This is a genomic window from Variovorax sp. PDC80 (assembly GCF_900115375.1).
Classification (GTDB): Bacteria; Pseudomonadota; Gammaproteobacteria; order Burkholderiales; family Burkholderiaceae_C; genus Variovorax.
The window spans coordinates 269,267-288,514 of sequence record NZ_FOWG01000007.1; the positions used below are offsets into that span (position 1 = coordinate 269,267).

At 70.3% G+C, this 19,248-nt stretch carries 18 protein-coding genes; 6 read left to right on the forward strand and 12 right to left on the reverse strand.

Annotated features, from left to right (window positions below):
* The first annotated feature begins 1 nt into the window (after position 1).
* Entirely contained in the window at positions 2-613 is a 612-nt protein-coding gene (gstA, locus tag BM109_RS21385; protein ID WP_093346760.1) for a glutathione transferase GstA, read from the forward strand.
* Here the strand turns inward: gstA and BM109_RS21390 are convergent.
* Positions 610-1,443, reverse strand: a complete 834-nt coding sequence (locus tag BM109_RS21390) for a phytanoyl-CoA dioxygenase family protein (RefSeq protein ID WP_093346762.1) — start codon at positions 1,441-1,443, stop codon at positions 610-612. The two genes, gstA and BM109_RS21390, sit on opposite strands and share 4 nt — an antisense overlap.
* 112 nt (positions 1,444-1,555) lie before the next feature.
* On the opposite strand from BM109_RS21390, the gene BM109_RS21395 reads away from it, so the two are divergent.
* A complete protein-coding gene (locus BM109_RS21395) occupies positions 1,556-2,326 on the forward strand; it encodes an AraC family transcriptional regulator (protein WP_093346765.1) in 771 nt (256 codons plus the stop codon).
* A gap of 25 nt (positions 2,327-2,351) precedes the next feature.
* Here the strand turns inward: BM109_RS21395 and BM109_RS21400 are convergent, their stop codons facing one another.
* From BM109_RS21400 to BM109_RS21445, 10 genes are all read right to left on the reverse strand, one after another.
* The gene (locus BM109_RS21400) at positions 2,352-3,203 is read right to left on the reverse strand and encodes an ABC transporter ATP-binding protein (protein WP_093346768.1); all 852 of its coding nucleotides are present in this window, start codon (positions 3,201-3,203) and stop codon (positions 2,352-2,354) included.
* 20 nt (positions 3,204-3,223) lie between these two features.
* Entirely contained in the window at positions 3,224-4,045 is an 822-nt protein-coding gene (locus BM109_RS21405) for an ABC transporter permease (RefSeq protein ID WP_093346770.1), read from the reverse strand.
* Positions 4,042-4,881, reverse strand: coding sequence for an ABC transporter permease (locus tag BM109_RS21410; RefSeq protein ID WP_093346773.1), 840 nt, complete (start codon positions 4,879-4,881; stop codon positions 4,042-4,044). The genes BM109_RS21405 and BM109_RS21410 overlap by 4 nt, the downstream gene beginning before the upstream one ends.
* Positions 4,878-5,960, reverse strand: a complete 1,083-nt coding sequence (locus BM109_RS21415; protein ID WP_093346775.1) for an ABC transporter substrate-binding protein — start codon at positions 5,958-5,960, stop codon at positions 4,878-4,880. The genes BM109_RS21410 and BM109_RS21415 overlap by 4 nt, the downstream gene beginning before the upstream one ends.
* Complete coding sequence (locus BM109_RS21420) at positions 5,957-7,477, reverse strand: amidohydrolase family protein (RefSeq protein ID WP_093346778.1); 1,521 nt, start codon at positions 7,475-7,477, stop codon at positions 5,957-5,959. The genes BM109_RS21415 and BM109_RS21420 overlap by 4 nt, the downstream gene beginning before the upstream one ends.
* A 107-nt stretch (positions 7,478-7,584) precedes the next feature.
* On the reverse strand, positions 7,585-8,460 hold the full coding sequence (locus tag BM109_RS21425) for a LysR substrate-binding domain-containing protein (protein ID WP_093346780.1): 876 nt from the start codon (positions 8,458-8,460) through the stop codon (positions 7,585-7,587).
* 106 nt (positions 8,461-8,566) lie between these two features.
* Positions 8,567-10,717 carry a phosphocholine-specific phospholipase C gene (locus tag BM109_RS21430; protein WP_093346783.1) on the reverse strand — a complete coding sequence of 717 codons (2,151 nt, stop codon included), beginning with the start codon at positions 10,715-10,717 and terminating at the stop codon, positions 8,567-8,569.
* Between the two features lie 39 nt (positions 10,718-10,756).
* The gene (locus BM109_RS21435; protein WP_143129225.1) at positions 10,757-11,011 is read right to left on the reverse strand and encodes a hypothetical protein; all 255 of its coding nucleotides are present in this window, start codon (positions 11,009-11,011) and stop codon (positions 10,757-10,759) included.
* Between the two features lie 11 nt (positions 11,012-11,022).
* Entirely contained in the window at positions 11,023-13,251 is a 2,229-nt protein-coding gene (locus tag BM109_RS21440; RefSeq protein ID WP_143129226.1) for an alkaline phosphatase family protein, read from the reverse strand.
* 129 nt (positions 13,252-13,380) lie between these two features.
* Positions 13,381-14,268, reverse strand: coding sequence for a LysR substrate-binding domain-containing protein (locus BM109_RS21445; RefSeq protein WP_093346788.1), 888 nt, complete (start codon positions 14,266-14,268; stop codon positions 13,381-13,383).
* A gap of 145 nt (positions 14,269-14,413) precedes the next feature.
* On the opposite strand from BM109_RS21445, the gene phnD reads away from it, so the two are divergent.
* The 4 genes from phnD (at position 14,414) to psrA (ending at position 18,090) form a co-directional block, all read left to right on the forward strand.
* Positions 14,414-15,292 carry a phosphonate ABC transporter substrate-binding protein gene (phnD, locus tag BM109_RS21450; protein ID WP_093346791.1) on the forward strand — a complete coding sequence of 293 codons (879 nt, stop codon included), beginning with the start codon at positions 14,414-14,416 and terminating at the stop codon, positions 15,290-15,292.
* A complete protein-coding gene (gene phnC, locus BM109_RS21455; RefSeq protein ID WP_093346793.1) occupies positions 15,289-16,095 on the forward strand; it encodes a phosphonate ABC transporter ATP-binding protein in 807 nt (268 codons plus the stop codon). Before phnD ends, phnC begins: the two co-directional genes overlap by 4 nt.
* Entirely contained in the window at positions 16,092-16,916 is an 825-nt protein-coding gene (phnE, locus tag BM109_RS21460) for a phosphonate ABC transporter, permease protein PhnE (RefSeq protein ID WP_093346796.1), read from the forward strand. Before phnC ends, phnE begins: the two co-directional genes overlap by 4 nt.
* A gap of 76 nt (positions 16,917-16,992) precedes the next feature.
* Positions 16,993-18,090 carry an iron-containing alcohol dehydrogenase PsrA gene (gene psrA / locus BM109_RS21465; RefSeq protein WP_093346798.1) on the forward strand — a complete coding sequence of 366 codons (1,098 nt, stop codon included), beginning with the start codon at positions 16,993-16,995 and terminating at the stop codon, positions 18,088-18,090.
* On the opposite strand, the gene BM109_RS21470 is transcribed toward psrA, so the two are convergent.
* Positions 18,091-19,236 (reverse strand): DJ-1/PfpI family protein, encoded by a 1,146-nt coding sequence (locus BM109_RS21470; RefSeq protein WP_093346801.1) that lies wholly within the window; start codon positions 19,234-19,236, stop codon positions 18,091-18,093.
* Positions 19,237-19,248: the final 12 nt, after the last annotated feature.

A 19,248-nucleotide genomic window follows, 5' to 3' on the forward strand; every position in this document is an offset into this window, starting at 1 on the left:
CATGAAACTCTATTACGCTCCCGGCTCCTGCGGCCTTGCTTCGCAGATCGCATTGCAGGAGGCCGGCCAGGCCTATGAACTGATCAAGGTCGACTTCAAGACCAAGACGACGGTCGAAGGCGACTACCTCCAGGTGAGCCCCAAGGGCTTCATTCCCGTCCTCCAACTGGACGACGGCGACCTCCTCACGGAAGGCGCAGTGATCCTGCAGTGGATTGCCGACCGACATCCCGAGCACCGGCTGCTTCCACCCTTCGGCACGCGGGCGCGCTACCGCGCGCTCGAATGGCTGAACTTCGTCGCGAGCGATCTGCACAAGGGCATGGCCGTGATGTTCTCGCCGTATCTCGATGCGGACACCAAGAAGCGATTCGCGGACGGCAACCTCACCAGCAAGTTCGCCTACATCGACGAGCACCTGTCGACCCACGACTATGTGCTGGGCGCCGAGTTCTCGGTGGCCGATGCCTATCTCTACAACGTGCTGTCATGGCCGCCGCGCGTGAATCTCGATCTCTCGGGCTACGCGGCGATCCAGCGCTTCATGGTCCGCATGGGGCAGCGCGCCAGCGTTCGCGCGGCGCTGGAAGCGGAACGCCTCGCGGCCCGTTAACTGGAAGCCGGCGGCCACAGCACTGGGAACAGCGGATGCGCCATCGGCGCGCCCGCCGGCAGCTGCTCGGCCAGCCCCGGGAAATCCGGCGAGGTCTTCCAGCGCCGCGGTGCATGCCGCATGTCGTCGCCCAGCATGCGCACCGAGAACACCCGCCGCCGCCGACCGGGTTCGAGCCCGGCCGAGGCGTGGAGCGTGAGCATGTTGAAGGCGATGGCGTCGCCGGGTTCCGCGGCCCAGCCGAGGATGTCGTGGGCCGCGCGGTCGGCCTCGATGTCGGGCAGGTCGGCCAGCGCGCCTTCGGGAAACCACTTGGCCTCGTTGGTCATGAAGGTGCGCGGCATCAGCCACGGCCCCTTGTGCGATCCGGCGACGAGCTCCAGCGTGGAGGCACGCGACACCGGATCCACGGGAATCCAGAAACTGACGTTCTGGCTGCCCTCGACGTTGTAGTAGGGCTGGTCCTGGTGCCAGGGCGTGCGCTGGCGCGTACCCGATTCCTTGGTGAGCATGTGGTCGTGATAGAGCCGCACCTGGGTGCTCTTCGTGAGCCTGGCCGCGGCGGCCGGCAATGCCGAGCGCGAGATCACGTCCCAGTACGCCGGGATCTCCTGCCAGTTGCAGAAGTCCTCGATGAAGAAGCCCGGGTCGTCGGGCCGGCTCGCCACCTTCGCGCGCACGCTCGGCGCGGCGAGGTTGGCATCGATGCCCTGGCGCAGCAGCTCGACCTCGGGCGGCCGCAGGACGCCGCGCAGCACGATGGCGCCGTCGCGCGAAAATTCCTCGACCTGTTGGTCCGATGGAAGCCGGTCGTCGGGTCGTGCATTCATGGGCGGTGTCTCCTTCTAGGTAGGCAATGGTTGCGGGGCCGAAGGCAGTCTAGAGTGACGGCTTGCAAAACAGCCCATCCAATCGGACAAGCGATCGAGCAAGCCGGACAACATGAAGCGACCCCTCAAATCCGCCGCCGACGGCCAGCCCGTGCTCTTCAAGGTCGTGCACCTGGCGCCGGGCGGCACCGCGCCGCGCGACAGCCACGAGGAAGGGCAGTTCGTGCATGCGATCTCGGGCGTGATCGAGGTCGGGATGAGCGGCCGGGTCTTCCTGGCGCCGCCGCAGTACGGCGTGTGGATTCCGCCGCGCGTCGAGCACCTGTCGAGCAACCGCCATGCGGCCAGCTACGCCACGGTCTACCTGGCCGAGGCCTTGTGCGACCTGCTGCCGAAGCGTGCCTGCACCATGGTCATCAGCCCGCTGACGCAGGCGGTGCTCGACAGCCTGCGCAGCCGCTCCATCGAGGTGCCGCGCGACCCGGCCGAGCAGCGCTTGTTCGAGGTCCTGCGCGATGAGCTGGCCATCGCGCCCGGCCACGACAGCTACCTGCCGATGTCGGACGATCCCCAGCTGGGCCGCGTGCTCGAGGCCTTGCAGGCGCAACCCTGGGATGGCCGCTCGCTCGCCGAATGGGCCGCCACGGTGCATTCGACCGAGCGCACGCTGGCGCGGCGCTGCGAGCGCGACCTGCAGATGCCGTTCAGCGAGTGGCGCCAGCGCCTGAAGGTGATCCGCGGGATCGCCCTGCTGGAGGCGGGGCGCGCGGTGAAGGACGTCGCGATCGAGCTGGGCTACGGCTCGCCCTCGGCCTTCATCGCCATGTTCTGCAAGCAGATCGGCATGACGCCGCAGGCGTACATCCGGCAGCGGGGGCGCTGATCGCGTCGATGGCGGCGAGCCACGCTCACCACGCGAGCTGCAAGCGCGAGGGCCGTGCCTCGCCGGGTTCGTCGTCGCGCGGTGGCGCGCGGCGCTCGTCGACTCCCGCATCGACGAAATCGCTCAGCACGTCGTCACGCAACCGGATGAACGCCGGATCGCTGCGGTTGCGCGGATGCGGCAGGTCCACCGCCACGGTGCGGCGGATGCGTCCCGGCGAGGGCTGCATCACCACCACGCGGTCGCCGAGGAAAACGGCTTCCTCCACGTCGTGCGTCACCAGCAGCATGGTGATGCGCTCCTTCTGCCAGATGCGCTGCAGTTCGTTCTGCAGCCGCGCGCGCGTGAGGGCGTCGAGCGCGCCGAAGGGCTCGTCGAGCAGCAGCACGCGCGGCCGGTTGACCAGGCCGCGCGCGATGGCCACGCGCTGCGCCATGCCACCCGAGATCTGGTGCGGCCACGACTTCTCAAAGCCGCCGAGGCCGACCAGCGCCACGTGTTCGGCCACCAGCTCGGCCTTCTGCTTCGCGCCGAGCGGCGCGTTGCGCAGGCCCACGGCGATGTTCTGCTCGACCGTGAGCCACGGGAACAGCCGGTGGTCCTGGAACACGATGCCGCGCTCGCGGCCGGTGCCCGCGATCGGCTGGCCGCCGAGCAGGATCTTTCCTTCGTACTGGTCGTCGAGCCCGAGGACCAGCCGCAGCAGCGTCGACTTGCCGCAGCCGCTTGCGCCCACGATGCTGGTGAAGCTGCCCGGCGGCACGTGCAGGTCGATGTTCTCGAGCACCTGCAGTTCGCCGCCGCGCGCCTGTGCCTGCGCGTAGCGCTTGCCGAGGCCGCGGATGTCGAGATCGTTCGATGCGATGGAGGTGCTCATGGTGCGGAGAAGAAGAGGTGTCAGGCCCGGCCGGTCCAGCGCGCCAGCCGGCGTTCGAGCGCGCGCGCCGAGGCATTCATCAGCCAGCCGACCAGGCCGATGACGAACATGCCGAAGATCACCAGGTCCATCTGGAAATGCTCGCTGCCCTCGATCAGCGTGTTACCGATGCCCTTGCCGGCCACCAGCAGGTACTCGGCGCCGATGGTCGCGAGCCAGGAATAGATGAGTGCGAGGTACACGCCCGTGAAGATGGCGGGCAGCGCGGCCGGCAGCACCACCTGCGTGAGCGTCTGCCAGCGCGTGAAGCCGTAGACGCGCGCCACCTCGAGCAGCGCGGGCGGCACGGTGCGGATGCCGTCGCAGGTGTTGACCACCACCGGCACCAGCGCGGCCAGCGAGAGGAACACCACCTTGGCCACGTCGCCGAGGCCGAACCAGACCGAGATCAGCGGAATCCACGCGAACAGCGAGATCTGCTTGAAGGTGTTGAAACTCGGGCCGACGATGCGGTTGAACAGCGGCCACAGGCCCAGCAGCGCGCCGAGCACCAGGCCCGAGGCGGTGCCGATCAGGAAGCCCGTGGCCTCGCGCGCGAGGCTGGCGCTGAGCGCGCGCCACAGGCGGCCGCTGACGATCTGGTCGGCGGCGGTCGCGAGCACCTTCTGCGGCGAGACCAGCAGCGCCGAGTTCACCACGTCGAGCCACGACAGCAGCGCCCACAGCGCGATCGCCACGGCGGGCAGCACCAGGCCGCGCCAGCGGCTGCGCTCGACGGGCCGCAGCGGCTGCACCGCGGCCAGCTCGGCCGCGTCGCGCGACAGGGAGGCGGGCGCGCTCATCGCGCGGCACCGCCCGGGCGGTGCCGGTGCAGCGTGTTCTCGAGCCGCTCGAGCAGGCGGTCGATGGCCCAGCCGATCGCGCCCACGATCACCACCGCGGCCATCACCAGGTCGAGCTGGAACAGCTGGCGGCCATAGACGATCAGGTAGCCCAGCCCTTCGCTCGAGGCGACCAGCTCGACCACCACCAGCGACAGCCAGGCCTTGGTGAAGCCCAGCCGCACGCCCGTGAACAGCGTGGGCACGGCATGCGGCAGCACGATCTCCAGCACCTGCTGGCGCCGGCTGTAGCCGTAGACCTCGCCGACCTCGCGCAGCGATTGCGGCGTCTGCCGGAAGCCCTGCAGCGTGTTGAGCGCCACCGGCACCAGCGCCGCCTTGGCGATCAGGATGTACTTGAGCGGCTCGCCGATGCCCACGATCAGCAGCACGAAGGGCAGCCAGGCCAGCACCGGGATCTGCACCAGCGCGTTGAAGCTCGGCAGCAGGTAGGCCTCGACGCGGCGCGACAGGCCCATGGCCGTGCCCAGCAGCAGCCCGAACAGCGTGCCGATCGCGAAGCCCACGCCCACGCGCGCGAAACTGGTGCTCACGTGCAGCCAGAGGTCGCCGCTGGTCGCGAGGTCGCGCAGCGTCTCGGCCACGAACTCGGGCGGCGGCAGCACCTGCGGCGAGATCCAGCCCTGGCCGGCACCCACGAACCACAGCGCGAGCAAGGCGGCGGGCAGCAGCCAGGGCAGGGCGGCGTCGCCGATGCGGTGCCACGGCAGCGACAGGCGCAGCGGTGCGGCCTGCTCGCGCTGCAGGACCGCCGACAGTTCGGCTTCGGCGCTCATCGCGACGCGACCGCGGGCCCGCCCTTCGGTTGACCCTTCGCGTCCGAGGCGCTCCAGTAACCCTCGAGGCCCTGTTTCTTGAGCGCGGCCTTGAGATAGCGCGTGTCGAACCAGTCGTCGACCGTGACCTCGCGGCGGATCAGCTTGAGCTTGAGTGCGTCGCCGACGACGGCCTTGTAGCGTGCCACGATGAAGTCGTCGGCCAACGGCGAGTTGCGCTGCGCCAGCGGCTGCTTGTCGAACTCGGCGGTCCACGAGGCGACCGGCGTGCCGCTGCGGGCCCAGATGCGGAACAGCTCGTCGCGGTTCTTCTCTTCCGACGACCAGTGGGCGGCACGCACGAACACGTCGACCACGCGCTGCACCTCAGCGGGGTTGGCCTGCTCGAACTCGCTGCGCACCAGCAGCGCGGCCTGGCGCGTGAGCGCCGGATCGCGGCCCTGGGTGGAATAGACCACCTTCGCGAGTCCCTGGTCGCGCACCTTGAACCATTCGTAGCCGCCGAAGGCCGCGTCCACGCCGTTCGAGACCAGCGCCGCCTGCGCGCTGCCGGTGTCGAGGTTCACGCCCTTGATGTCGCGCTCGGCCAGGCCTTCGGCCGCGAGCACGTTGATGGCGACCAGGTGGCCGTTGGTGCCGCGGAAGATCGACACCGTGCGGCCCTTGAGGTCCTTGATCGACTGGATGTTCGATTGCGTCGGCGTGACCAGATAGAGGTTGTTGCGCGCGCCGCTGACCAGCAGCACCTTGGTCTTGAGGCCGTTCGAGCGCCCGACGATCGAGGGCAGGTCGCCCTGGTAGGCGAAGTCGATCTGCTTGTTCGACAGCGCCTCGTTCACGGCCGGGCCCGCGCCCTTGAAGAACAGCCACTCGACCTTGATGCCCGAGGCCTTGAACTCTTCCTCGAGCCAGTTGTTGGCGCGCGCCACGCCGCCGGGCGAGCCGCCCCAGGTGACGGGATCGCCGCCGCCGGCCGTGGCCACGCCGATGCGGATGGTGTCGGGCGCGGCCTGCGCCGAGGCCGCGAGGGCGGTGGCCAGCAGCGCGGTCCAGCGCAGCAGATGCCGCACGGGCTTCATGGCGTGCCTTTCTTCGCGGCCAGCTTGCGGCCGACTTCGGTGCCTTCGAAGAAGCGCGGGTTGGCCTCGGTGTAGAAGCGGTGCGGGTTCTCGAACACGAAGGCCCGGAAGTCGGCCGCCGAGATCACGCCCTGCTGCACCAGGTCCCAGGTCTCGGCCAGCGGCTCGGTGAACTCGGGCACGTCCCAGTGGCCCACGTCGGACGACCAGATCGCGTTGATCTTCACGCCCAGCGGGTTCACCTTGTCGTTGAAGGCCGCGGCCACGGTGCGGTCGTCGGCTTCCGAGCCGAAGTAGAAGTTGTTCACCCAGCGGTCGCGGATGTCCTCTACGTTCTCGATGCCCGCGAGCGCGAAGTCGTCGATCTCGCTCTCGTTCGGCTCGCGGCTGTGCGGCAGCGCCGAGATGCCCAGGCTGTCGCGCAGCAGCGTGGCCTTGTCGAGCGTGCGGCCCTTGAGCAAGTCGCCGCCATGACGCTCGAACAGCGAGGCCAGCAGCTCGATGTCGGCCTCGGCCGGGTCGTAGTTGCGCACCGCATGCCGGTTGCGTTTCTCCCAGCGGTCCACCAGGTGCGTGTAGACGTGCGAGCCCCAGTCCGCGCCGCCTTCGAGCAGGCCCACGCGCAGCCCCGGAAAGCGCCGCGTCACGCCGCCGAAGAACAGCGCCTTGGCGAAGGCCTGCGAGCCATCGGCGAAGTGGCCGATGTGGTTGTTCATGTAGTTGCTGATCGACTGCCGGCCGGTCCAGCCCTGGCTGCCGTAGTGCGTGGTCACCGGCACGCCGAGTTCCACCACCTTGGCCCAGAACGGGTCGTAGTCGTGCTCGCTGTCGATGCCGTAGAAGTCGATGTAGCCGACCTGCTTGGCGATCTCGGGATGCTCGGCGGCCGGGTACTTCTCTGCGATGGCGCGGATCGGGCGGCGCACGCCGCCCGCGATGTTGATGACCTTCAGGCCCAGCGTCTTGACCGCGAACTCCAGCTCCTCGATGCCCTCCCGCGGCGAGTGCAGCGGGATGCCCGCCACCGGCGTCAGGCGGTCGGCGTAAGGCCGGTACTGGTCGGCGTGGAAGTGGTTGATGGCGCGGTGCAGCGGCTGGCGGTATTCGCTGCCGGCCGCGGCCGGCGAGAGCACGTCGTTGGGGAACAGGATCGAGTAGTCCGAGCCCTGCTCGCCCAGGCGCTCGTGCAGCAGCGCGGGCAGGGTGTAGGTCGCGAGGTCGTAGGTGTTGCGCGTGACGCGGGCCCACCAGGGCGCGCGCAGCGTGCGGTGGAACTGGCGCTCCTCGGCCGACTGCTGGTACCAGTCCTTGCCGCCGCCGTTGCGCGTGACGAAGCGCCCGCCGAGCGCCTTGCGCAGCGCGTCGACCAGCTTGTTGCCGCCGTACTGCGCCACGTAGTCCTCGAGCACGGGTGCGAAGTCGTTGACGTGCACGTCGGTGTCGATCACGGGATGGTCGAGGCCGGCCTTCACGGCGGCCGAGCGCGAGGCATGCACGCGCTGGAGTCGGTCGTTCATCTGCGGGGTCCTTGCTGAAAGAGGATCGACGCAGACTAAGGTGGCCGCCGGTGGCGGGCCAACGAAGGCTTTCAGGGATGCTTAGCCGTCGTTCGCATAAGGCCGCATCACGCCGCGGGCGCCGTGCGATCGGCGATGGCCTCGAAGAAGGAGGCGATGAGCCGGCTGTCGCGCCGCTCGCGCAGGCAGCACACGTGGATGTGGGTCGAGACCACGTCGCCCTCGATGCGCACCGGCCGCAGGCGCGGGTCGGGCACGTACTCGGATTCCGAGACCGTGCCGATGCCCAGCCCGCGCGCGACGGCCTCGCGCAGCGCCTCGCGGCTGCCGATCTCCATCGCGACCTGCACCGCGATGCCCTGCTTGGCGAGCGCGTCCTCGAGCGCCTTGCGCGTGGTCGAGCCCGGCTCGCGCATCAGCAGCGGCTGGCCCGACAGCTCGCGCAGCGCGATCGCCTCGCGCTTGGCGAACGGATGGCCGACATGGACGAAGGCGATCACCGGGTAGCGCGCATAGAGCTGCATGTGATAGCGCTCGTCGGGAAAGCGGCTTGCCACCACGCCCACGTCGCTCACGTAGCGGTCGAGCGCGTCGAGCACCACCTCGGAGTTGCCCAGCGTGACCGAGATCTTGATGCGCGGATGCACCGCGTGGTAGGCCTCGATCATCTCGGTGACGTGGTACGGGCCGACCGCGCCGACCTTCAGCGAGCCGTGACGCAGCTTGCCGCTGTCGTCGAGCAGCGAGCTCATGTCGCCCTCGAGCGCGATCATGCGCCGCGCCAGCGGCAGCATCTCGAGGCCGAGCGCGGACAGCTCGACGCGGCGCCCGCGCCGGTGGAACAGCTCGGCGCCGTACTCGCGCTCCATCATCTGGATCTGCGAGTTGAGCGTGCTGTGGCTCATGCCCAGCGTGCGTGCCGCGGCCGTGAATCCGCCGTCGTGGGCGACCGCGACGAAGGCGCGGATCTGGTTGAGCGTCACTGCGGGTCTCCGGGATCGGTGGGTCGTTGCGAAACGCACCATGATGCCGGCCGATCGTGATGGCCTCGTGTAAGCGTGCCGCCGCGCTGGGCGGCGGCACCTTGCACTACGAGGCGGCGACGCCCATCGCCGGATCGCTGGTGCCGTCCTGGCCGGTCTCGAGCCGGCCAGCGAAGCGCCGCTCGAAGCCATCGCCCATGGTCAGCGTGAAGTCGTACCAGCTGTGGGTGTCGGCGAGGCTCCACGAGGGCTCGAGCTGCATGCCCGGCGACACGGTGTAGGTCCACGGGCCGTCGCCGCGGTAGGCGTTGGCGCGCACCGTCACCGCGGCCGGGGCCTCGCCCATGTTCATGATGGTGAGGCGGACCGCGTTGCGCTCGGGGTCGTAGCACACGCGCACCTCGGGGTTGGCCGCGCCGGCCAGCGCGCCGAGCTGGCCCTTGAAGCGCCGGTGATAGCCGTTCGGCCCCAGCACCCAGAGGCTGTAGCGGCCCGCATCGTCAGTGCTGGCCTGCCAGGCGTCGGAGATCATCTTGCCGGCCTCGACGGTGTAGCGCCGCGGATAGCGCGTGAGGTTGAGTTCGTCGTAGACGTGGAACACCGCGCCCTGCGTGCCCGTGTTGCCGAAGATGAGCCACACGCGGCGGCCCGCGAGGTCGACGTTGGCGCTGGTGTGCAGGCGGTAGGGCAGCGCGCGCGAGGGGCGCAGCGCCAGTGCCTGCGAGGGCAGCGGCACCGAGCCCGCGGCGGGCACGGGCACGCCCGGCGATGCCACCTGTTGCGAGTAGGTGGCATCGGCCTGCGCGCGCGTGGGCGCGGGCACCAGCGCGGGCCGGGCGCCGTTGGGGTTGCGGAAGTCGAAGCAGGACATCAGGTCGCCGAACACCGCGCGCCGCCACGGGCTGATGTTGGTCTCGCGCACGCCGAAGCGCTGCTCGAGGAAGCGCAGGGTCGAGGTGTGGTCGAAGGCCTGCGAGTTGACCCAGCCGCCCACGCTCCACGGCGAGATCACGAGCATCGGCAGCCGCGAGCTGGCGCCGAAGGGCCGGCCGTCGGGCGTGCGCTGGCTCGAATCGCCGGCCGGCGCCGGCATCGTGTAGTACTCGTTCGCGATGTCCACCGTCGACTTGCCCTCGTGGCTGCCGTCGGCGTTGCGCCACGGCGGCGCCGGCGGCGGCACGTGGTCGAAGAAGCAGTCGTTCTCGTCGAAGTTGATGATCAGCACCGTCTTGCTCCAGACCTCCGGATTGGCGGTCAGCATGTCGAGCAAGGTCTGGATGTACCAGGCGCCCTGCTGCGGCACCGACATGCTCGGATGCTCGCTGTAGGCGCCGGGCGCGACGATCCAGCTCACCTGCGGCAGCGTGCCCGCGGCGATGTCGTCGGCCACGGCCTGCAGGAAGCCGCCGTCGGGCATGGTGTTGCCGAAGCCCTTGTACAGCGGCGACAGCGCCTCCATCGCCGGGCCGTAGGCCGCGTTGGGCGAACCCTGCGCGCGCAGCTGCTCGTCGACCGCGCGGTAGGACGCGAAGGCGACCAGCTGGTTGTTGTTGCTGTTGTTGCCGGGGCGCGTGTAGACCTTCCAATTGACGCCGGCCGCCTGCAGGCGCTCGGGGTAGGTGGTCCAGTTCAGGCCGTCGCCCGAGGGGCCGAGGCCGCCCCAGTTGGCGTTGGTGACGCAGGCGCGGCCGACGACGTTGGCGCCGTTGGTGCCGCTCCACAGGAACATGCGGTTGGTGAAGGTGCCGGTGTGGATCGACGTGTGGTACGCGTCGCAGACCGTGAAGGCATCGGCCAGCGCCCAGTGGAACGGCAGGTCGGACTGGCGCAGGTGGCCCATCGAGATCTTGGTGTTCTTGGCCTTCGGCCAGGCCGCCATGCGCCCGCCGTCCCAGGCCGCCTGCTGGTCGCCCCAGTCGTGCGCGCCGCCCACGCGCAGCGCGTTGCCCTTGGTGGCGTCGAGGTAGAAGGGCTGCACCGTGTCGGCCGCGCTCTGCTGCAGCCACACCGGCTGGCCCGAGGCCATCGGGATCGTGAAGCGGTCGCTGAAGCCGCGCACGCCGGGCATGGTGCCGAAGTAGTGGTCGAAGGAGCGGTTCTCCTGCATCAGGATGATGACGTGCTCGACGTCGTTGAGCGTGCCTGTCGCGTTGTTGGCGGGAATGGCCAGCGCGCGCTGGATGGCGGGCGGGAAGGGCCCGAGGGCGGCGCTGGCCGCGGCGGCGCGCAGCAGGGCGCGGCGGTTCAAGGTGGTCATGGTGATCGGCGGTGAGGGTGGCTGGCCGGACGCGCGCGCTCAGGGCGCGCAATCGAGCCTGGAATTCCGGACGGGGACGTCGGCGCCGGATTCGGCGCCGTTGCCGGGCGCCGAGACGATCGGCACCTGGGGCGCGGCGGCGCCATCGCCGCCCGCATTGGCCGCGGGCGGCGCGGCGAACGGGGCGCCCGATCCGCCGCCACCGCCGCAGGCGGCGAGCAGCGCGGCCGCGGCGCAGGCCAGAGCGAGCGCCTTCGCGGCGGCGCGCCATCCGGGGAAGAACATGGATGTCATCGCGCTTCCCTTCAGTTGGCCGACAGCGTCGACAGCGGCTTGTTCGACAGGAAGATCGACTGCAGCTCGGCATCGGTCAGCACGCGGTTCCACATCGCGAGGTCGCCGAAATGCTCCTGGTAGGTGGGCGCGGTCGCGCACTTGCCCGCGACATACGGCGGCGTGACGGAGCCATTGCACTTGTTCATCAGGAAGGTGCCGGTGCCGTCGTCGCCGATGCCCCAGTGCGGGTACGGCGAGAGCTTCGAGAGGTCCACGGCGCCGGTCGACTTGCCCACCGCCACGCGGTTGGTGGTGCTGGTCACGGGATCGAACACCGTCATGTTCATCGTCTTGGCCACGCCGTCGACCGAGAAGGCGATGTAGACCCAGCGATCGATGGCGATCTGCGTGTAGGGACTGGTCGGCCCGTCCGCGCGCACGCCGCCGCCCGAGCCGATGTTGAAGGCCACGCCGCACTGGTCGCCCGAACTCGCGAACAGGCCGAGCGCGACGCCTGCGTTGCCGCCGCTGACATAGCTCTTGTTGGAGAGGATGGTCACGTTGTTCTTCGAGACGCAGGCCGGCGTCTTGAACCACAGGCCGATGGTGAACTGCGGTGCCGTGCCCTTGGCGATGTCGAAGCCCTCGGCCGGCGTGAGCCGGTAGCCCTCGATGCCCGCGGTGGTGACGTAGTTGGTGTCGATCAGCAGGCCGTGCGTGCCCGGGAACGGACCCGGCACGACCAGGCCTGCCGCCGCGGGCAGGTCGCTCGCGGCCGGGCCCATGGTGCTGTGGCCCATGGCATCGACCGGCGGCAGCGTGGCGCTGAACGGGTAGTAGGAGACCAGGCCGTTCTTCAGCGTCGGCGCCAGCGGCACCGGCGGCACGTACGACACGCGCGGCGAGAGCACGGCCCGCGCGGCCGCGTCGTCGCCGTCGCCGGCCTGCACCGTGTAGTCGAACTGGTAGCTGCCCTTGGCCGTCAGCACCTGCGCGAGCTGGCTGTCGGTGAAGGTGGTGGTGCCGGCCGGCAGCTTCGAGGCGATGGGCTGGCCATCGCGCAGCACCGTGATCGCGCCGGCCGAAGGCGCCACCCAGTCGAGCTTCACGCTCACGGTGGCGGAGTTGTTGTCGAGCACAGAAGCCGTGAGCCGCGACACGGGCTGCGCGCCGGTGAGCCGGCCGCCGTCCATCGGGGACGCCTTCGCATCGGGCAGCGCCTTCAGGTGGCCGAGCACGGTCGGCGCCACGTCGGCGATGCTGGCGTAGCCGTAGAGCTCGGCCAGCGTCTGCGGCCGCGCCGCGCCGATGCCCTGTGCCGCGATGTTGGCGGGCTGGTTCAGGCCGATGAAGGTGCTCGACTCGGGCACCAGCGGCAAGCCGTCGTCCTGGCTGTTGTCGCTGAGGCCGTGGTTGCCGGTGATCACGACCAGCCAGCGTTCGTTGGCGCGCTTCGCGGTGGCTGCGAGCAGCGTGCCGACCGCCTTGTCGAGCGTGGCCAGCGTGCCCGCGTACTGGGGCGAGGCGAGCCCGAAGTCGAGCGCCGCGTCCTTGCTCGCGCGGTACTGCGCGAGCACGGTGGCGTAGTTGCCGCCGATGAGTTGCGTGGCCTGCGTGGTCACGCAGTCGGTGGCGGTCGCGTCCTGCGAGCAGTCGGCCAGCGCATCGAGCGTGCCGCTGTCGTGCTCGGAGGCCAGCAACTGGGCCAGCCCGGCCGAGGCCACGGCGGCGCCGTTGCTCGTGCCGTTCTTCGCCTTGGCCAGCTGGAACACGGTGGCGCCGCGGATCGCCTGCTTCGGCGCTTCCGACATCACCTGGTGGCGCGCGGCCCAGGTACCGGTCAGCAGCGTGGCCCAGCCGGGCGTGTCGAGCGTGGGCTGCTGGCTCGGCGTGCCGGCCATGCCGCCGCTGTAGGCGAGCCGCGGCTCGAGCTTCGCGAGGTTGGGCAGCGTGCCGGCGGCGATGCCGCTGCGCACCGCGCCGTAGGTGGCGCCATCGAGGTCGATGACCAGCGCGCGGCTCACGGCCGGCGTCGAGGGGCCCTCGGGCGCATCGCCGCCGCCTTGCGTGGGCGGCAGGAAGGGCAGCGAGGCGCCGCCGCCGCTGCCGCCGCCGCAGCCCGCGAGCGCGGCGACGAGCGTGGCGGCGAGCGCGAAGGCGCGCGTCGATGCGGCCCCGCGGGGGCGCGCGGATTCAGGGAAACGGCGCGCCGGCGTGGCGCGGTCCGCGGGGGCGTGGGGTAGTTGCTCGACTGGCATGTCTATCGGCCTCTGGTGATGGAGTGGCCGAATTACAGAAGAGCGGGGTGACGTGCGAGAGACGAAAGCCCATGAGTATTTCGTTCGTCCTGTCGGTTTTTTCGTCAGGTCGATGGGCCGCGGCGCGGCTCATGAGGCGCCTTCGAACTCCCCCTTGCGCAGCTTCAGCGCCACGTCGAAGAAGGACGCGAGCACGCGGCTCTCGCGCCGCACCTGCAGGCAGTAGAGGTAGGTCTGCGTGACCGCGGGATCGCCCTCGATGCGCACGGTGCGCAGGCGCGCGTCGGGAATGAACTCGGCCTCGGAGACCGCGCCGATGCCGATGCCGCGCGCGGCCGCTTCGCGGATCGCCTCGCGGCTGCCGATCTCCATTGCGAGCTTGGGCCGAACGCCCGCGCGCGCGAAGGCCTCGTCGAGCGCGCGCCGCGTGCTGGAGCCGCTCTCGCGCTGCAGCATCGGCTGGCCGTGCAGTTCCTCGAGCCGGATCTCGCCGCGCCTGGCGAACGGATGGTCGCGGTGCACGAACAGGATCAGCGCATGGCGCGCATACGGCGTCGCGCTGAAACCCGGCGCCTCGTGGAAGCGCGCGAGCACGCCGATGTCGACCGCGTATTCCTCGAGGTCCTTGAACACCGACGACGAATTGCCCATGCGGATCGAGACGTCGAGCCGCGGATAGCGCCGGCGGTAGGCGTCGACCATCTCGATCACGTGGAAGGGCCCGACCGCGCCGAGCTTGAGCTCGCCCGACTGCAGGTCGCCGCTGTCGTGCAGCAGGTTGTACGAATCGAGCTCGAGCGCCGCGATCTGGCGCGCGATGGGCAGCAGGCGCTCGCCGACGCTGGTGAGCTCGATGCGGTGACCCTGGCGGTGGAACAGCATCACCTTGTGCTGGCGCTCCAGCGCCTGGACCTGGGTGGTCAGCGTGGGCTGGCTCAGGCCCACGGCGCGCGCGGCGGCGCTGAAGCTGCCGTGCTGGGCGACGGCGAGGAAGGCGCGGAGTTTGGCAGCGGACATCCATAGATTGTTTGAATGGAATCGTGACAAATCCGTGATCGATCTGATATGCGCCTGTCACATGGCGTTCTTAGCCTTGGGGTAGTCGCAGGCCGATGCCTGCCGTTCCGGTCCCATTCCGTCCTCTTTCACCCCAGACACCACCATGAACACCCTCCTTCGCCTGCGCCGCAGCCTGATCGCCCTGGCCCTTTCGGCAGTTTCCGCGGTCGCCGCCCTGCCGGCCCTGGCCGCGCAGCCCCTCACCATCGGGCTGATCCCGGCTGAGGACTCGCAGGCCATGATCGAGAGCAGCCGCCAGGTGCTCGACAGCCTGCAGCAGCAGCTCGGCATGCCGGTCAAGCCCTTCGTGGCGACCGACTACAACGGCGTGATCGAGGCGCTGCGCTCCAAGAAGCTCGACGTGGCCTACCTCGGCCCGTTCTCGTACGTGCTCGCGAACCAGGTCGCGGACGTGGAAGCCTTCGCGGTGGCCGTGACGAAGAAGACCGGCCAGAGCTCCTACAAGAGCGTGATCATCGCGCGCAAGGAAAGCGGCATCGCCAAGACCGCCGACCTCAAGGGCCGCAGCTTCGCCTTCGTCGACCCGACCTCGGCCTCGGGCCACCTGTTCCCCAAGTCGGGCCTGCTGCAGGCCGGCTACGACCCCGAGACCTTCTTCGGCCGCGTGATCTTCTCGGGCTCGCACGACGCCAGCATCCTGGCCGTGGCCAACAAGAAGGTCGATGCCGCCGCCGTGGCCGACCGCATCCTCGCGAGCGCCATCGCCAAGGGCCAGGTCAAGCAGGACGAGCTCGAGATCGTCTGGTCGTCGAACCCGATCCCCGAGTCGCCGATGGTCTGGCGCAAGGACCTCGATCCGGCGCTGAAGGCGAAGATCGCGAAGGCGCTGGCCAACGTGAAGGACCTGCCCTGGGGCGACCAGGGCGTGCTCAACGGCTTCCAGCCCACCACCGACGCGGCCTACAACGTGGTGCGCGACACCGCCAAGGTGCTCAAGCTCGACCTGCGGAGCATGAAGTGATCCGCATCCGGCAGCTCACCAAGCGCTATGGCGACAACGCCGTGCTGCGCGGTGTGGACCTCGATGCCGCGGCGGGCGAGTTCGTGGTGGTGCTCGGCGAATCGGGCGCCGGCAAGTCGACCCTGCTGCGCTGCGTGAACCGGCTGGCGCTGGCCGACGGCGGCGAGCTCAGGGTCGACGGCATGGACGCCGTGAACTGCGCCGACACGCGCGCGCTGCGCCAGCGCGTGGCCATGATCTTCCAGCACCACAACGTGGTGCCGCGGCTCAGCGCGCTGAAGAACGTGCTCACGGGCCGGCTCGGCGCGGTGTCGACCCTGGCCTCGGTGCTGCATTTCTTCAGCCGCGCCGACATCGCGCTGGCGCACGAATGCCTGGGCCGCGTGGGCCTCGCGCACAAGGCCCATGCGCGCACCGATTCGCTCTCGGGCGGCCAGATGCAGCGCGTGGGCATCGCGCGCGCGCTCGCGCAGCAGCCGCGGCTGATCCTCGCCGATGAGCCAGTGGCGAGCCTCGACCCGCAGACCTCGCGCAAGGTGCTGCAGTACCTGCGCGATGCCTCGCGCGACCTCGGCATCACCGTGCTGTGCAACCTGCACCAGGTCGACTATGCGCGCGAGTTCGCCGACCGCATCGTCGGCCTCTCGCAGGGCCGCGTCGTGTTCGACGGCGCGCCGCAGGCCATGGGCCCCGACGACATCGACCGCATCTACGTGCCGCAGCCCGCGGCCGACCGCAAGGAGCCCGCCGCCCCGGCGGCCGTGCCGCTGCCGCTGCTGGCACGCACCGAAGGACACGCATGAACACCCCCTCGACCCGATATGCCTGGACCGGCCCGCTGCCCGAGAGTCGCCGCGGCTGGTTCAACCTGCTGATCGGCCTGTGCGTGGTCGGCTGGGCGCTGCAATGGAGCGCCGGCGGCGCGCAGCTCAGTTGGTCCGAACTGGCGGCGGGCCTGCCGCAGATCCTCGATTTCCTGGGCCGCACCATGCCGCCCGACACGAACATCCTGGGCCGTCTGGTCGCACCAGCGCTCGAGACCATCCAGATCGCCGTCTGGGGCACGCTGCTGGCGGTACTGCCGGCCATTCCGCTGTCCTTCCTGGCGGCGCGCAACCTGCAGAGCCGGCGCTGGGTCTACCAGTGCACGCGCCAGGCCCTCAACGTGGTGCGCAGCATCAACGAGCTGATCCTCGCGCTGGTGTTCGTGTCGGCCGTGGGGCTCGGTCCGTTCCCCGGCGTGCTGGCGCTCGCGCTGCATGGCGCGGGCATGCTCGGCAAGTTCTTCGCCGATGCCATCGAGGAGATCGACCAGGGCCCGCTCGAGGCCCTGCGCGCCACCGGCGCGCGGCCGTTGCAGGTCATCGTGTTCGGCGTGCTGCCGCAGGTCGTCACGGCCTGGATCGCCGTCGTGCTGTACCGCTTCGAGGTGAACCTGCGCTCGGCCACCGTGCTGGGCATGGTGGGCGCGGGCGGGCTGGGCTTCGAGCTGGTGAGCAGCCTCAAGCTGTTCCGCTACCAGGAGACCGCCACCTGCATCATCGTGATCACCGTGATGGTGATCGTGGCCGACCTGCTCTCGAGCCAATTGCGCCACCGCATCCAGCACAGCGGCCGGCACTGAAGGCCGCGCGGATCTTTTCTCTCTCGCGCGCCCGGCCGCATGACGCGGCCGTGGCGCCAGCTTTCCCGAACCCATCATGTGGACCTATTACAACCCCGTCGACGTGCATGCCGGCTGCGGCTCGCTCGATGCGTTGCCCGGGCTGCTCGGCGCACGCCGCGCGATCCTGATCGCCTTCCCCGAGGCGGTCGGCCTCGGCCTCGTCGATCGCATCCGTGGCCTGCTGGGCGAGCGCCTCGTGGCCGTCGAGACCGAGGTGCTGCCGAACCCCGACGTGGCCTGGCTGGCGCCGATGTACGAACGGCTGTGGCGCGAGCATGCGGAGGTCGATTGCGTCATCGCACTCGGCGGCGGCAGCGTGATCGACTGCGCGAAGGTGATGCTCACGCGCCCCGCGGCCGGGCGCTTCGACGAACTGCTCGCGCTACTCGAAGGCGCGGACAGCGCGCCGGCCGCGGTCCGGCGGCACCGACAGCTGCTGGCCATTCCCACGACCGCGGGCACCGGCAGCGAGGTCACGCCCTGGGCCACCGTGTGGGACCAGGCGCGCGCGCGCAAGCTGTCGCTGCAACTGCCGTGGACCTGGCCCGAGGCCGCCATCGTCGATGCCGACCTGATGCTGAGCCTGCCGCATGCGGCCACCCTGGCCAGCGGCCTCGATGCGCTGTCGCATGCGCTCGAGTCGCTGTGGAACGTGCACCGCAACCCGGTGTCGGCAAGCCTGGCCGTGAGCGCGGCCCGCAGCATCGTCGCCACGCTGCCCGAACTGCTGGCGCGGCCCGACCGGCCCGAGCTGCGCGAGCGCCTGGCCACCGCGGCGCTGCAGGCCGGCCTGGCGTTCTCCAACACGCGCACCGCGCTCGCGCATTCGCTGTCCTACGACATCACGCTGCGGCATGGCGTGCCGCATGGCATCGCGTGTTCGTTCAGCCTGCCGCGCATCATGCAGCTCGCGGCCGGGCGCGATCCGGCGCTCGATGCGTTGCTGCTCTCGGTGTTCGATGCGCATGACATCGAGCATGCCGTCGCGTCGCTGAGCGCCTTTCTCGAGGGACTGGGCGTGAGCGTCGATCCGCTGAGCTATGGCATTCCCGAGGCGGACTGGAGCGAACGCATCCTGCAGGCGCTGGCCGGCGCGCGCGGGCGCAACTTCATCGCCGCGGACGGTGGCTGATCAGGACGCGCAGGCCGTGTTCGCCGCCGTGCGCGGGTACTCCATCTCCTGCATCACCCAGTCCCGCCGCGCGTTGCCGTAGCGACCCGCGATCTCGCACAGCGTGCGGTCGAGCTGCTGCACCGGCTTCAGGGTGACCACCAGCGGCAGGGGCTCTGCCTCGCGCGTGGCGGGGCCGGCCACCAGCACGAGCCCGCTGCGCAGCTTCACCGGTCCCGAGGCCGAGACCGCCTCGACATCGACATGCCCCGTGCGCGTCCACGCATCGGTGGCCAGCGCGAGCGCGATGTCGTCGGCACCGTCGCGCACCTCGAGCTGCCGACGCTCGCCGCGCCAGAACGCGGCCTTGTTGAACAGGTACTCGGCACCGCGGCCGGTCGTGAGGCCGAAGGGCGCGCTCGCATGCGCCGGACCCCAGCTGCCCACGCCGAGTTCGGCCGCCATCGCCGCGGCCTTCGCGGGCCCGCCGATCGCCTCGACCAGCGCGAGCGTCGCGGGCACCGAGGCCGTGATGCCGGTGGTCGTCGCCACGTCGCGATCGACCAGGTAGCGCCGGTCGGGCACATGCGTGGCGCCGGGCCGCTGGCGCAGCGTGCCGCGGTCGTACCAGTGGCCGGCAAAGCGCCGGCCGTCGAGCAGGCCGGCCTGCGCGAGCACGAGCGCGCCCGAGCACACGCCGATCACGCGCGCGCCTCGGCTGGCCTGTTGTTGCAGCCAGGCCCTCACCGCGGGTGCGTCGGCTGGCTCCATCGCGGGCACGATCACGTAATCGGCGCCCGCGGGATGGGCGCGGTCGAAGGTGGCGAAGTCCTGCGCGCCCTCGACCTGCAGCGCCGGGAACAGCGTGACCCGGCCCGCGCGCGGTGCCACGATCCGCACTTCGGCCACGTCGGCGTGTTGCAGCACCGCGTGCGGCAGCAGCAGGTCGGTGAGCTCGGTGCCTTCGTTGAGCGCCAGCATCGCGACCACCGGCCGGCCGGGCCGGCGCGGCTTCATGGCCTCGACGAAGGCCTGCCGGTCGCGCGCGAGCGCCGCCTCGTCGTGCGCCGCGGGCGGCACCGCCGCATCGCGCGTGCCCGTGCCGCATCCCGCCAACCCGATCGCCGCCATACTCGCGCACAGCAGCGCACGCAGCCCGTTCCACATGGAGAATCCCCT

What these genes read in the sequence shown, in the direction of transcription:
- gstA (WP_093346760.1), top strand. Translation starts at nt 2, where the DNA reads ATGAAACTCTATTACGCTCCCGGCTCCTGCGGCCTTGCTTCGCAGATC.
- BM109_RS21390 (WP_093346762.1), bottom strand. Translation starts at nt 1,443, where the DNA reads ATGAATGCACGACCCGACGACCGGCTTCCATCGGACCAACAGGTCGAG.
- BM109_RS21395 (WP_093346765.1), top strand. Translation starts at nt 1,556, where the DNA reads ATGAAGCGACCCCTCAAATCCGCCGCCGACGGCCAGCCCGTGCTCTTC.
- BM109_RS21400 (WP_093346768.1), bottom strand. Translation starts at nt 3,203, where the DNA reads ATGAGCACCTCCATCGCATCGAACGATCTCGACATCCGCGGCCTCGGC.
- BM109_RS21405 (WP_093346770.1), bottom strand. Translation starts at nt 4,045, where the DNA reads ATGAGCGCGCCCGCCTCCCTGTCGCGCGACGCGGCCGAGCTGGCCGCG.
- BM109_RS21410 (WP_093346773.1), bottom strand. Translation starts at nt 4,881, where the DNA reads ATGAGCGCCGAAGCCGAACTGTCGGCGGTCCTGCAGCGCGAGCAGGCC.
- BM109_RS21415 (WP_093346775.1), bottom strand. Translation starts at nt 5,960, where the DNA reads ATGAAGCCCGTGCGGCATCTGCTGCGCTGGACCGCGCTGCTGGCCACC.
- BM109_RS21420 (WP_093346778.1), bottom strand. Translation starts at nt 7,477, where the DNA reads ATGAACGACCGACTCCAGCGCGTGCATGCCTCGCGCTCGGCCGCCGTG.
- BM109_RS21430 (WP_093346783.1), bottom strand. Translation starts at nt 10,717, where the DNA reads ATGACCACCTTGAACCGCCGCGCCCTGCTGCGCGCCGCCGCGGCCAGC.
- BM109_RS21435 (WP_143129225.1), bottom strand. Translation starts at nt 11,011, where the DNA reads ATGACATCCATGTTCTTCCCCGGATGGCGCGCCGCCGCGAAGGCGCTC.
- BM109_RS21440 (WP_143129226.1), bottom strand. Translation starts at nt 13,251, where the DNA reads ATGCCAGTCGAGCAACTACCCCACGCCCCCGCGGACCGCGCCACGCCG.
- BM109_RS21445 (WP_093346788.1), bottom strand. Translation starts at nt 14,268, where the DNA reads ATGTCCGCTGCCAAACTCCGCGCCTTCCTCGCCGTCGCCCAGCACGGC.
- phnD (WP_093346791.1), top strand. Translation starts at nt 14,414, where the DNA reads ATGAACACCCTCCTTCGCCTGCGCCGCAGCCTGATCGCCCTGGCCCTT.
- phnE (WP_093346796.1), top strand. Translation starts at nt 16,092, where the DNA reads ATGAACACCCCCTCGACCCGATATGCCTGGACCGGCCCGCTGCCCGAG.
- psrA (WP_093346798.1), top strand. Translation starts at nt 16,993, where the DNA reads ATGTGGACCTATTACAACCCCGTCGACGTGCATGCCGGCTGCGGCTCG.
- BM109_RS21470 (WP_093346801.1), bottom strand. Translation starts at nt 19,236, where the DNA reads ATGTGGAACGGGCTGCGTGCGCTGCTGTGCGCGAGTATGGCGGCGATC.